We start from the raw sequence: 12,182 nt of genomic DNA, 5'->3' as shown, positions 1-12,182 counted from the left end.
AGATAGCCCCTTCTATCAGGGCGCAGGCCGGCTGATGGCACGAAGGCCTGCAGGAGTAGGAAAAAAAGGCGGAGCGAGGGAAAAAAGTTGATAGACTTTTGTCTACTTTATTGACAGAACCACAAATTCTACCAAACGATACTTTATTTCTTCCAAATAAGGATTATTATACCATATACCACTGGATTTCTACCAAATTTCCCCGTTTTTCTACCACCCAACTCCTGATAAACACCTTTACATAACCTTTCACCAAAGTAATCCACTTCTGCGTATAAGTCTTCATTCCGGGAGAGGAGAAGACCGGTACCGACTTTTTTATGCCGGAAAACAGTCGTTCACGCAAAAAAGGCACCCTGAAGGATGCCTTTTTGCATGAAAATCGTACCTTTATTTCCTACCGCCAGTCGAGCTTCAGGCCGATAGAATGCAGTGCTTCCGGCATCGACGGTTTAATAATTACTTCGTTGGACATCATCTGACTGGCGTGAAGCGTTAATGCCTGGTCCGGGCGCACGCCGATGATAACTGCCGTTGTGCCGACAAGTTCCAAACAGTTCACTACGTAAAGCAGCTTTTCAGTCATCGCTTCTTCCCGTTCAATAAGTCCGGACACATCAATAATCATGTAGTCGGGTGATTCGTCGGTGGAATAGGCGAGCACGCGCTCGAGAATCGCTTCTGCGCGTTTTTCGCTCACGCTTCCCGTTAAAGGAAGGATTACTACGCCTTTACCTAGCGGGACGAGCGGGACGTTCGCTGTCTGGGTTTTATACCTTTCGATATCTACATCGATAACATATCCGAGCAGTTTTCCCATCATGCTGAAAAGTTTCATTTCTTCATCTGTAAACGAACGGGAAGTATCATCCAGTGCGCAGAGCGTCCCGTAATTTTCACCGCTCTGAACGAGGATAGGTACACCGAGCAGCGTGCCTGCCTGCAGTGCTTTTGTTACTTCCATATTTTTTGTCAGATCATTCGTCTGCAGGTCTTCGACAATAAACGGCTCACGGCCGTTTGCTTCAATATACTGTCAGTACGAATCTTCGTAGGAAGTCTGATAGCCTGCTTCCACAAGCTCGCGCTCATGATTATAAACGTGGGCAATTTTTACGCTGTCTTTGACTTTTTCAGCAATATAGACAGTATTTATATTCAATAAATCGCTCAGCCGGTGCAGCACAGACACCGCGGCCTCACGCAGCTCCTGATAAGATCCATCATACAATGACATGCTTGTTGTTCCTCCTTACAACAGAGTATTTCTATTTTAATACTGTGGTATTACTCTGTCCTTCAGTAAGATTAACACATTTTTCTGTTTTATGGAGAATTTCACGCTTGCGGGAGGAGCTGGAGTGCGAAATCGTTAATAGACTTCGATCATTGGACTCGTCACGTAAGCTTTCAGCAGATCGTACGTCGCTTCCAGTGACTCGGCATGCGTTCGTTCGAAGGCATGGGACGAGTCAATACCGGGCCCGATCAGGCCGTGGATAATATCATGCCCGGCCCGGATCGCGGCCGACGCATCCGATCCGTAGTAAGGGTACATATCTACTTTATATCCAATATTTTCACGCTCTGCCAGACGCACAAGGTTTTTCCTCAGGCCGGCATGATACGGACCGCTCGCATCTTTAGCGCAGATGGATACCGTATGTTCATCCGTTTCCTGGCCGTCTCCCATAGCCCCCATATCGACTGCCACATATTCCACCGTTTCCGGCGGGATGCCTGAATTACCTCCGTAGCCGATTTCTTCATTGTTGGAAATTAAAAAGCGCGTTGTATAGGGCAGCTCCATGTTTTCTTCAACAATTTCCTTTACGAGTCTCATGAGCAGTCCGACGCTCGCTTTATCATCCAGATGTCTGGATTTTAAATAGCCGTTTTCAAACTGCTGCACACGCGGATCAAACGAAACAAAATCGCCTGTGTTGATACCGAGTGCCTTCACTTCCTCTGCCGAAGCCACTTTTTCGTCAATGCGTATTTCCATGTTATCCATGTTTCTTTCTGCTGTTTTAGCATCTTTATAGACGTGGACAGAGGTTTGCTTCATGAGAATAGTTCCGTGGAATATTTCCCCTTTCGACGTTTCAATCCGGCAGTATTCCCCTTCCACCGATGAAAAACCGAAACCCCCGATCAAATCAATTTTCAGACGCCCGTTCGGCTTAACTTCTTTCACCATTGCCCCGAGGGTATCCACGTGGGCTGTCAGCATTCTTTCCTGATCATCCTGCTTCCCGGGAATGACGGCTGTCAGACTGCCTTTTCTGTTTTTAATGGTTTCTACGCCAAGCTCTGTGAAAAATTCGTCAGCATATTGGATTACTTGTTTCGTATTTCCGGAAGGGCTCGGAATTTCCACGAGTTCCTTAATTAAATCCACCGCTTCCTGTATATCTTTTCTAATCAAATAAATCTCTCCTTCATAATAAATAGTCAGTAAAGCGGAACTGCCTGAAAAATGAGCTGCTCCACAGCTGCCGCTTACGACAGCTTATTTCTATTGTAAAGCTCTTTTCTGCTGCTTCAAAAACATTTTGCAGATTCTTTCTTTAAAGAAGCATATTATACCCTTTTTCTTTTATTTGGGGATATAATAGAAAAGAAACAGTATCGACCGGCTGGCTGCATCTTTTCGAAAAGTACTGCAGCTGGTTTATTCCTGTCTAAAGACTTGTTTATCCCGGAACAAATGTAGGTCTTAAGCTGTAAGCCATCTCTAAAGCCCCCACACTTTTACACAAAATATATACTTTTAGCCGTGTGTTTTAACTTTGCTGTAAAGTTTCAATGTTACAATAGAATTGTGATGCATTCTGCAGACACATTATCCGCTGCATTGTTTCTGCAGTAAACGGGCTTCAGCCATATGTTCAAAAAGGCATCAGTTTTCGGATGGCCCAAAAATAACTTGTCTGCAGTCTGAATAAAGTATAGTGAACAACAGTTCAGGAAAGGGATGAATCCAGTGGCTAGATTAAGGTCATTCAGAGGAGACTTCTACGATGGAACTCTCGTCATTCTGGATATTGAAAAAACCACCACAGATCAAAATGTTTATTATTCCGGCGTACTTCTGCGTGATGGAGAAGAACCCGTCTTTGAGTGGATCCCAGAAAACGATCCCCGTATGAAAGAAGGAAGAGAAAGTCACATGTATGTAAGTCCTTTCCTCAAAAACTTCGGCGGTCGTGTTGGACTCGGTACTCGACTGCGCAGCATTCTGGAAAATGACCCAATTCCGGAACCGCGTCAAACTTCCTGATGCGGGCTGTATTTAATTGATGTCCTGATACAGGCAGGACGTATTTATCCTCCCCGGCCACCTTGGGGGAGGTCCCATAACGGGTGGAGCACGGCTTCGCACGGACCAAACCCTGTCACATAAATCCCGGTCCGGCTCCACTCGTGCTTTTCAGGCTGTCTCAATGAATCTTTTGAGACAGCCTCTTTTATATTCTTTCCATTGTTTGCAGCGCAGCCGCTCCTGCTGCTCCCGCCATTGCTCCCAGCTCCGCACGGCGGATATCCACTTTTTCCCGCAGGCTCTCATACACCTTTCCTTTTACTTCCTGGTGAAGATCTTCAAAGAAAACATCTGCAGCTTTCATAACGCCCCCGCCGAAGACAATTGCTTCCGGATTTAATGTATGGATGATATTTGCCGTTCCACGTGCCGTATATTCCAACCACCTTCTGTACAGCTGAGCCGCCGCGTTATCCGCTTTTTTTACAAGTTTGAAAAATTCCTCTGCTCCGCCGGCAAGACCGAGCTCCAGCTCCGCTGCTTTTCCAAGAGCAGTACCGGAAGCGAGTGATTCCCAGGAGCCCCGGTTCATCCCTTTCTGGTACGGACCTTCGTCCGCAATGATCATATTTCCTATTTCCCCTGCATTAAAATAAGCACCGGAAAGCAGTCTGCCTCCTGCAATGATCCCTCCACCGACTCCTGTACTGATCGTTATGTAAACAAGGCTTTGACACGATCTGCCGGCACCTGCGGTAAATTCTCCAGCCGCAGCTGCGTTCGCGTCATTCTCCACGAGACACCCGCGTCCAATCATACTTTCCAATTTTTCTTTTAAAGGAAAGCCGTGCCATCCCGGAAGGTTCGGCGGATCTAAAAATATCCCTGCTTCTGTATCAAGCGGGCCGGGGGCAGCGATACCGACAGCTCCCGTACTTTTTTCAAGCCACCCTTCTGTTATACCACCGATCACTTCAAGCGCCTCGTCTCCTGTTTCCGGAGTTTTCCTTTCACGGGAAGTTATTATTCTGCCTTCTTCAATCAAGGCCGCTTTTATCGACGTACCACCAATATCAATTCCGATTCGTTTCGTCATTACCACCGCCTCCTCTGCCGATATTATATCAAAGTCAGACCCAGCACCTGTTTATATTTCTTACACGAAAGCTATGATAAAATTCGCGGTGCTTACGTGAAGAAAGGGAACTTGGCTTTCCAGCTTTTGATTATGCAAGGAAACTCTACTTAAAAAGCTGGTGGGGCGGGCTCAAACGATAGTGGTTTTTTGGGTTAAATCAGCTTTTTTGTAAGATATAACATATTTTCACCAAACGTACGTAAGAACCAAATTCGCTGTTGATGCCAGGAGAAACACTTCGCTTCCAGCCGGCCTGCCGTGGAGGAGATCTCCAGCTTCCTCGGGCTGCGCCCTGCGGGACCTTCCAATCTCCTTCTTCCACTGGCGTCCACCGGTTTCCGCTTCGTTTTTTTCACAGAAAAAGAAAAATTCTGCTTTTCATAAACACTGCTCTTTACGCTGTAAAATCGATGCCCGGGCAGAGACACCTGCGGAAGCGCGCAGATCCTCCCGGACGGAAGGGACAGCCCCATACTTTCTCCGCGGCAGGTGTAAAGAGCTGCAGGCAGCCTTCATAAACAATTCGGAGCATTAACAGAGCCTGAAAGAAAGCATTTGGATATTTATGTAATTCTTTGCCGCTGTGCAGTCACAAAAAAAAGGACCATTCAAGCTGGGCCGGCTTAAATGGTCAAGGGGGAGCGGCCTGGACATGACCGCTTCCCATATAGGGTTGGACAATGGATAAGAGAGGGCTTACAAGGGGGTTGAAAACTTGCTGCTGCAGTTTTCGTATAAGCCTCTTTCATTCGATATAACTGAATTATAATGCATCTTTTTGATTAATGTATTTGCATTCTCCGCCTATGTCCGCCCAATACTATCCGTAAATGGACCTTTTTGCTCCATTCAGCAAAAAAATATTCATATATGAATATCTGTTTACAGGTGAGGAATTGACATGAGGATGAAATTTAGTAAAATAATAAATGGATTAGCACTCAGCTGTCACGAGTGCTAAAAGACCGCACTATTATTAGCAAAGGGGCTGCACATAATGACAAAAAAAGAATTTAAAGCAGAATCCAAACGACTCCTCGAGATGATGGTTAACTCCATCTACTCCCAGAAGGAAATTTTTGTTCGTGAACTGATTTCCAATGCGAGCGACGCTATTGATAAAATGTACTACAAAGCGCTGACAGATGACAGCATTTCCTTCAACCAGGATGACTTCTTTATCCGCGTTTCTTCCGATAAAACTGCACGCACCCTCACAATTGAAGACACAGGAATCGGCATGACAGAAGACGAACTCGAGCGCAATCTCGGAACGATCGCAGAGAGCGGCTCGCTCGCCTTTAAAAAAGAAAACGAAGTCAAAGACGGGCATGATATTATCGGTCAGTTCGGCGTCGGTTTTTATTCCGCCTTTATGGCTGCGGACCGCGTTACTGTCGAAACAAAATCTATCCATTCCGATCAGGCATTCCGCTGGGAATCGGATGGTGTGGACGGTTATACAATTGAACCTTCCGATAAAAAGGCAGCCGGAACAACGATTACGGTGCACCTGAAGGATAACGGCGAAGAAGACTCCTACGACGAATTTTTAGAGGAAAATCGCCTGAAAACGATTATTAAAAAATATTCGGATTTTATCCGCTACCCTATTTTAATGAACGTAACAGTGCAAAAACCGAAAGAAGACAGTGAGGAAACCGAAGAGGTACAGGAAGAACAGACGATCAACAGCATGGTCCCGATCTGGCGCAAAAATAAAGCCGATCTTACAGACGAAGATTACCGTAATTTCTACCACGAAAAACATTACGGCTTCGACCAGCCGCTTAAACATGTGCATATTAATGTTGACGGAACGATCCGCTACAGCTCCATTTTGTTTATTCCGGAAACGACTCCTTTCGATTACTACTCCAGTGAATTTGAAAAGGGGCTTGAACTTTATTCAAGCGGTGTTCTGATCATGGAAAAATGTCCGGATCTTCTCCCGGATTATTTCAGCTTCGTGAAAGGCATGGTCGATTCAGAAGATCTTTCCCTGAACATTTCCCGGGAAATGCTCCAGCATGACCGTCAGCTGAAGTTGATCGCTAAAAATATTAAAAGCAAAGTTAAAAAAGAACTGCAGAGCATGCTGAAAAACGACCGGGAAAATTATGAAAAGTTTTATACTTCGTTCGGCCGCCAGCTGAAATTCGGTGTCTACAATGATTTCGGTCAGCATAAAGAGGATTTGAAAGATTTGCTTCTTTTCCATTCTTCTGCGGAGAAAAAACTCGTCAGCCTAGCTGAATATATTGAACGCATGCCGGAAGATCAGAAGTATATTTATTATGCCTCCGGCGACTCCATTGACCGCATCGAAAAGCTGCCTCAGGCGGAACTTGTGAAGGACAAAGGCTATGAAATTCTTTATTTCACAGAAGAAGTCGATGAATTTGCGATTAAAATGATGCAGGAATATGACGGAAAAGAATTTAAATCGGTATCCAGCGGAGACCTCGACCTGGAAACAGAAGAAGAAAAGAAAGAAAGTGAAGAAACAGCAAGCGAGCACAAAGAGCTGTTTGACCGTATGAAAGGACTGCTTGGCAGCAAAGTGAAAGAAGTCCGCCTCTCCAAGCGTCTCAAGTCGCACCCGGTCTGCCTAACAGCAGAAGGCGAAGTGACCATCGAAATGGAAAAAATCCTTGCACAGATGCCTCAGAACCAGGGCGTCGAAGCTGATAAAGTGCTTGAGATCAACCATCAGCATGAAGTATTCAATGCCCTCAAAAAAGCTTATGCGGATAATGATGAAGCAACTCTCGAGCTGTACACAAACCTTCTTTATAATCAGGCCCGTCTGATTGAAGGACTTCCGGTGGAAGATCCGGTAGCATTTACAAATGATGTGTGCCGTATAATGAAATAAATCCAGCTGCTCAACCTGCGGGGAGGCTGTTTTCGTCCACTCAACGAAAAGCAGCCTCCCCGCCCCTTTTTTAGTTCATTGCAGGAATTTTTCAGATGAAAAATGGCACTATGAATTATAAACCCGTCCTCCGCAGCCAGCAACGAATGCTTGAACACAGCCGCTGGTTTAAAAAGTGTCCTCTTGAAATAGATGTCTCTCAATAATTTTTTTACACTTACACACTCCCCCTGTTGTTAAAATACCTATATAAAATTTCTCTTTTTTGTTTAATTCCTTCCATAACCGGGTATTTTTCCCCCGTACCTACAATTTTTACGAAAGAGGGATAAATTATGAAAAAATTTACAATAAGTATTACGACAACAGCAGCCGTACTGGCACTAGCAGCGTGCGGTAACGGTGCCGACGAAGGAAATAACACCGGAAACAACCCGGCAGGCGAAAACAACCAGAATGAAGAAGTAAATGAAGAACCGGATGTAAATCTTGCAGAAGACAATGAAGAAAATAATGAGGAAACAGATGACCTGAATGCCGATAATGATAACGGTATGAACACTGACAATGAAGAAATGAATGAAGAGGAAGAAACAGAAGCTGTTCTTGACCAGGATGTTCAGGATTTCAATCTGGACGTTACGCTTGTTGACGATACAGAGTGGAACTTCTCGTACACACCGGCAGAAAATGAAGATGAGCAGCCGGACGCTGCCATTTCCGGAGATGATCTTGACCTTGAAGGGGAAGAAGGCGCTGAAGAAATGGAAGCTTATCTCTCCGACTTCAATATTGATGCTGCAAGCGATGAGCAGGAAATTCTCTCTGAAATCGCCGACACGTTTGATTTCAGTGAAGAAGATATCTCCAGCTATGACCTGACAATTGATTTCCCAGAACAGGACAATGCGGTTGAATGGAGCTGGGATGAAGAGGAAGAAAATGGAGCGGAAAACAATGCAGAAATGAACAACGACACAGAAAATAACGGATAATACCTTTCTGCTTCGATATCATTTCCACCCCAGCCCGCAGATGCTTCCGGCATTTGCGGGCTTTCCACTGTTGAAAGAAGCGCTCTATTATATAAGCAGATGACTTATCGCTGGAAAGAATGAAAAAACGAAGCTGAAAACCTTCTGCCGGATGCTTCAAGTTACTTATGCGATAGCATACAGCCCTTGTTTAACGCATAGAAAGAGAGGGTATTTTTTTCATACAAAGAACCAACAGGAAGAAGGGAAGCAAAATGAAAAAATCTGCAGTACCTGCTGCTGCCCTCCTCATTCTTACAGCGTGCGGCAATAACAATGAGAACAGCACAGAGGAAGTTAGAGAAGAACCCGACGTGAACATGGCTGAAAATAACGTCGAGTACGAAGAAAAAGCGGACCAGGATGCGGAAAGCGTCTTTAACCAGGACATAGAATATTTTAACCTTGATGTTGTGCTGATGGACGAAAGCGAGTGGGTGTTTACTTATAATCCCGGAGAAGAAGGCGAAATGCCGGATGCTTCCGTTACCGGTACTGACCTTGAACTCGAGGACGAAGAAGCAGTGGAAGAGATGGAGAATTATCTGCGTACTTTCTATATCGATGCCGCAAGCAGCCAGGAAGAAATAACTTATGGAATCATGGAAACTTTTGATTTCAATCAGGATGATGTAGCATTTTACCGTCTCTCCATCGACTTTCCAGTACAGGAAAACGTAACGGACTGGGTATGGGAACATGGGGACGACGGCGGAGAAGAATCCCAGGAGGACGGGATCGATACGAACAACCTGGATGACGACTTAAGCGGTGATTAATATTACGCCATTTTCTAAAGGCTGTCCCGTCGACTAATGGGCCAGCCTTTTTTTATTATATGGCTCTTTTAAAGCACTTCCGTGTTGAATAAGAAGCGTCAGCGGCTTCCCTCAGAAATGTTCTCCCATTCTCAACAGCGCTTCAGCGTATTATATAAGAAAAACAGTCAGAACGAACAGGATACCGGTAATGATTCCCCGCTTCCGGCGGGAATCATCTTTTCGTATGATAGAGTTAATCCACAAAACAGTATTTCCGAGAAGCAGCAGAAACACTGCTGTATAAAGCGCATCCTGCATCCCTTCCCACGCACCGGAAAACAAAATGAAAAATCCTCCGGCAATAAACACCCAGACCGGACCTCTGTAATCCGGAAGCACAGTGTATTTCTTTTTCATAACGAATAAATATACTCCCCAGGCAGCACCTGCAATCGTCAACAGCGTGCCGATCTGTTCCCAGAGTCCCGTAACGTAGCTGATAATAAGCACGGCCGCTCCGCCGAGAGCCATTCTCATCCCGTACTGCTGCCACCACATAAGTGCCCGGTGGCTGGAGGAAGCGTTAAAAAACTCCGTTTCCTCTTCGGTGAGATCTGCATATTCCAGCAGTTTCCCGGACTTCCCCTGCTGGACAAGACGGATGATATCATTCTGGCTGTAATCCCGGCGCCTGATGATACGCTGATCGGCCCCGTGACGGAGCAGTACATCGACTGCAGGAGCGTCCTCTAAATAAATAGCATAAAGAAGTACGGTAGGAAATCCACCGACCGATATGTCCGGGTGTGCCTCTTCCGAAACAAGCAGTTCTTCCAGCTCAGCGGCATCGTGCTGTTCCAGCAGCTTTTTTATTTTCTCACGCTGAGCTTCCGCTTCCGGCGTATGGTCATGCTCATAGCAGTATCCGAAGCCTACATGCTTTGTTTTTGCCCCGGCCGCGTTCGTACACTTCGTCCCGTCTTCCTGTATCTTTCCGCACAGCTCCATCTGCTTCCCTCCCTTCTAAAGCGCTTTTATTTTATTTTATCATTTATTCACCTTAGTCATCATCTCTAAAAAGCTGACACACCTTCCCGCACCGCTTATTCGTGCCAATTACCTGAAATGTGTCATTATTTCTACTTTTTTCAGTTGTATTCAAATTTAGTTTACCTCCCTTTATACTGTTAGAGGAACTAAAATACGGTTCATAATAACAAACATTTCCGAAATTTTCAGAATGTTGTTTTTTATTTATGAACGTGATGAAGAGAGGGAATTACTTTGGCTGTTGAACAAAAACGCAAAGGATGGTTTCAAAAGTTTCTCGATGGTGTAGAATACACCGGAAATAAACTCCCCCATCCTGTTACGATTTTTGCTATTCTTGCACTGCTCGTTATCGTCGCGTCTGCTATCGTCGCGAACCTCGGAATCAGTGTGGAACATCCCGGGGAAGAAGGAGAAATGGTGAGTGTCACCAACCTGATGAATGCGGAAGGCCTGCAGTACATACTTACAAGCATGGTGGATAACTTCATCGGATTCGCCCCGCTCGGCGTGGTGCTTGCTACAATGCTTGGAATTGGCATCGCAGAACGTACCGGACTGATCAGCGCCTGCCTGCGCGGGTTCGTGCTGTCTGTACCTAAAGTACTTATTACCGGTGGTCTTGTATTTGCTGGTATTATGTCCAGTGTTGCTTCTGACGCCGGCTATGTTGTTCTGCCTCCGCTTGGAGCTGTGATCTTTGCCGCTCTCGGCCGACATCCACTGGCAGGACTTGCCGCAGCATTTGCCGGTGTTTCTGCCGGGTTCAGCGCCAACCTGTTTCTATCGGCAACAGATCCAATGCTCGGGGAGCTGACTATTTCTGCTGCTTCCATTATTGATCCTGCCTATGCAGAAGGCATGAACATTGCGATGAACTATTACTTTATCGTCGCCTCGGTCTTCGTACTTACCATTGTAGGTGCCTGGGTGACAGAGCGTATCGTTGAGCCGCGCCTTGGAGAATACAAAGGAGAGTACCGTGAAGAGCTTAACGGCCTTGATTCCACAGAGAAAAAAGGACTTCTTTGGGCGGGTATGGCGTTCCTTACTGGAGCCGTACTGTTTGCCCTTACAATTGTCCCGGAAAACGGACCGCTCCGTGCAGACGACGGAGGCATTATCCAGTCGCCGTTTATGGACTCGCTCGTTCCGATCATTACGATTATGTTCTTCCTGCCTGGTATTGCCTATGGTATTGCTACACGCAACATCCGTAACGACAAAGACGTGGCGAATCATCTGACCGACACGATGGCAGCAATGGGAATGTTTATCGTTCTTGCCTTTACCGCCGGCCAGTTTGTCGCCTATTTCGCTGAATCCAACATGGGCCTTGTACTCGGCGTGTACGGTGCAGAAGCACTCGAAGCGATGAACCTGACAGGCATTCCGCTCATACTCGGATTTATTCTCGTTGCCGGCTTCATCAACCTGTTTATCGGAAGTGCCTCCGCCAAATGGGCGATGATGGCCCCGGTATTCGTTCCAATTATGATGCAGCTCGGCTATTCGCCGGAAATGACGCAGATGGCCTACCGGATTGCCGACTCCACAACAAACATCATCACGCCACTGATGACTTATTTTGCGATCATTATCGCTTTTGCCCAGAAGTACGATAAGAAAATGGGTATCGGAACACTCATATCTGTTATGTTCCCTTATTCCATTATCTTTACCGTCGCCTGGACAATTATGCTCATCATCTGGATGACGCTCGGTATCGATCTCGGGCCAGGTTCTCCGATCCAGTACAATCCGTAAATCTCCCCGCACGAAACAGCAGGTATTACGGCCAAATAAGGTTCAGGGCATGTATCCTGAACCTTTTTTTAATGTTTTTTTCGTGAAGAGAGGCTTTGGAGGTAAGGCAGCCGGGGATTTCTACCATCTTACCCAGGAATTCTACCAACTTTCGCAGGAATATGAAGTTAGTATAAAAAGTAGACACATCAAAGTGATAGAATACAGCTAACGAAAGCAACCGGAGGAGGACGAGTGGATGGAGAAGGAGAAGAAACATTACGACAAGGTGTTCCGGAAATATGTCGCG

11 protein-coding genes are annotated in these 12,182 nt (G+C 45.9%); 5 read left to right on the top strand and 6 right to left on the bottom strand.

Annotated features, from left to right (window positions below; genetic code table 11):
- Nucleotides 1–397: 397 nt before the first annotated feature.
- The 3 genes from C6Y45_RS16550 to C6Y45_RS16540 all read right to left on the bottom strand — a co-directional run bounded on the left by C6Y45_RS16550 (nt 398) and on the right by C6Y45_RS16540 (nt 2,428).
- Nucleotides 398–1,003, bottom strand: a complete 606-nt coding sequence (locus C6Y45_RS16550; protein WP_281260625.1) for a GAF domain-containing protein — start codon at nt 1,001–1,003, stop codon at nt 398–400.
- A gap of 33 nt (nt 1,004–1,036) precedes the next feature.
- Nucleotides 1,037–1,237, bottom strand: a complete 201-nt coding sequence (locus tag C6Y45_RS16545) for a hypothetical protein (RefSeq protein WP_107586333.1) — start codon at nt 1,235–1,237, stop codon at nt 1,037–1,039.
- A gap of 135 nt (nt 1,238–1,372) precedes the next feature.
- Nucleotides 1,373–2,428 (bottom strand): M42 family metallopeptidase, encoded by a 1,056-nt coding sequence (locus C6Y45_RS16540; RefSeq protein WP_107586332.1) that lies wholly within the window; start codon nt 2,426–2,428, stop codon nt 1,373–1,375.
- Between the two features lie 558 nt (nt 2,429–2,986).
- Between C6Y45_RS16540 and C6Y45_RS16535 the strand changes: the two genes are divergently transcribed.
- On the top strand, nt 2,987–3,283 hold the full coding sequence (locus C6Y45_RS16535) for a hypothetical protein (RefSeq protein WP_107586331.1): 297 nt from the start codon (nt 2,987–2,989) through the stop codon (nt 3,281–3,283).
- A gap of 187 nt (nt 3,284–3,470) precedes the next feature.
- On the opposite strand, the gene C6Y45_RS16530 is transcribed toward C6Y45_RS16535, so the two are convergent.
- Together C6Y45_RS16530 and C6Y45_RS17730 are read right to left on the bottom strand one after the other, a co-directional pair.
- Entirely contained in the window at nt 3,471–4,361 is an 891-nt protein-coding gene (locus tag C6Y45_RS16530; RefSeq protein ID WP_107586330.1) for an ROK family protein, read from the bottom strand.
- A gap of 436 nt (nt 4,362–4,797) precedes the next feature.
- The gene (locus tag C6Y45_RS17730; RefSeq protein ID WP_160058470.1) at nt 4,798–4,935 is read right to left on the bottom strand and encodes a hypothetical protein; all 138 of its coding nucleotides are present in this window, start codon (nt 4,933–4,935) and stop codon (nt 4,798–4,800) included.
- A 465-nt stretch (nt 4,936–5,400) separates the two neighbouring features.
- Between C6Y45_RS17730 and htpG the strand changes: the two genes are divergently transcribed.
- From htpG to C6Y45_RS16510, 3 genes are all read left to right on the top strand, one after another.
- Nucleotides 5,401–7,281 (top strand): molecular chaperone HtpG, encoded by a 1,881-nt coding sequence (gene htpG, locus C6Y45_RS16520; protein ID WP_107586328.1) that lies wholly within the window; start codon nt 5,401–5,403, stop codon nt 7,279–7,281.
- Between the two features lie 335 nt (nt 7,282–7,616).
- Nucleotides 7,617–8,276, top strand: a complete 660-nt coding sequence (locus C6Y45_RS16515; protein ID WP_107586327.1) for a YusW family protein — start codon at nt 7,617–7,619, stop codon at nt 8,274–8,276.
- Nucleotides 8,277–8,530: 254 nt separating this feature from the next.
- Nucleotides 8,531–9,094: a YusW family protein gene (locus C6Y45_RS16510; RefSeq protein ID WP_107586326.1), complete on the top strand. Its 564-nt coding sequence runs from the start codon at nt 8,531–8,533 to the stop codon at nt 9,092–9,094.
- Nucleotides 9,095–9,244: 150 nt separating this feature from the next.
- Here C6Y45_RS16510 and C6Y45_RS16505 read toward each other — a convergent pair whose 3' ends face one another.
- On the bottom strand, nt 9,245–10,084 hold the full coding sequence (locus tag C6Y45_RS16505; RefSeq protein WP_107586325.1) for a hypothetical protein: 840 nt from the start codon (nt 10,082–10,084) through the stop codon (nt 9,245–9,247).
- Nucleotides 10,085–10,360: 276 nt separating this feature from the next.
- Here C6Y45_RS16505 and C6Y45_RS16500 point away from each other — a divergent pair, with 276 nt between their 5' ends.
- Nucleotides 10,361–11,893, top strand: a complete 1,533-nt coding sequence (locus C6Y45_RS16500; protein WP_107586324.1) for an AbgT family transporter — start codon at nt 10,361–10,363, stop codon at nt 11,891–11,893.
- Nucleotides 11,894–12,182: the final 289 nt, after the last annotated feature.

This window comes from Alkalicoccus saliphilus (genome assembly GCF_003044065.1).
Taxonomy (GTDB): domain Bacteria; phylum Bacillota; class Bacilli; order Bacillales; family Salisediminibacteriaceae; genus Alkalicoccus; species Alkalicoccus saliphilus.
Note: the sequence above shows the minus strand (reverse complement) of the source record. Positions and strands in the feature narration are given on the sequence as shown.

What these genes read in the sequence shown, in the direction of transcription:
- C6Y45_RS16510 (WP_107586326.1), top strand. Translation starts at nt 8,531, where the DNA reads ATGAAAAAATCTGCAGTACCTGCTGCTGCCCTCCTCATTCTTACAGCG.
- htpG (WP_107586328.1), top strand. Translation starts at nt 5,401, where the DNA reads ATGACAAAAAAAGAATTTAAAGCAGAATCCAAACGACTCCTCGAGATG.
- C6Y45_RS17730 (WP_160058470.1), bottom strand. Translation starts at nt 4,935, where the DNA reads ATGCTCCGAATTGTTTATGAAGGCTGCCTGCAGCTCTTTACACCTGCC.
- C6Y45_RS16505 (WP_107586325.1), bottom strand. Translation starts at nt 10,084, where the DNA reads ATGGAGCTGTGCGGAAAGATACAGGAAGACGGGACGAAGTGTACGAAC.
- C6Y45_RS16530 (WP_107586330.1), bottom strand. Translation starts at nt 4,361, where the DNA reads ATGACGAAACGAATCGGAATTGATATTGGTGGTACGTCGATAAAAGCG.
- C6Y45_RS16515 (WP_107586327.1), top strand. Translation starts at nt 7,617, where the DNA reads ATGAAAAAATTTACAATAAGTATTACGACAACAGCAGCCGTACTGGCA.
- C6Y45_RS16545 (WP_107586333.1), bottom strand. Translation starts at nt 1,237, where the DNA reads ATGTCATTGTATGATGGATCTTATCAGGAGCTGCGTGAGGCCGCGGTG.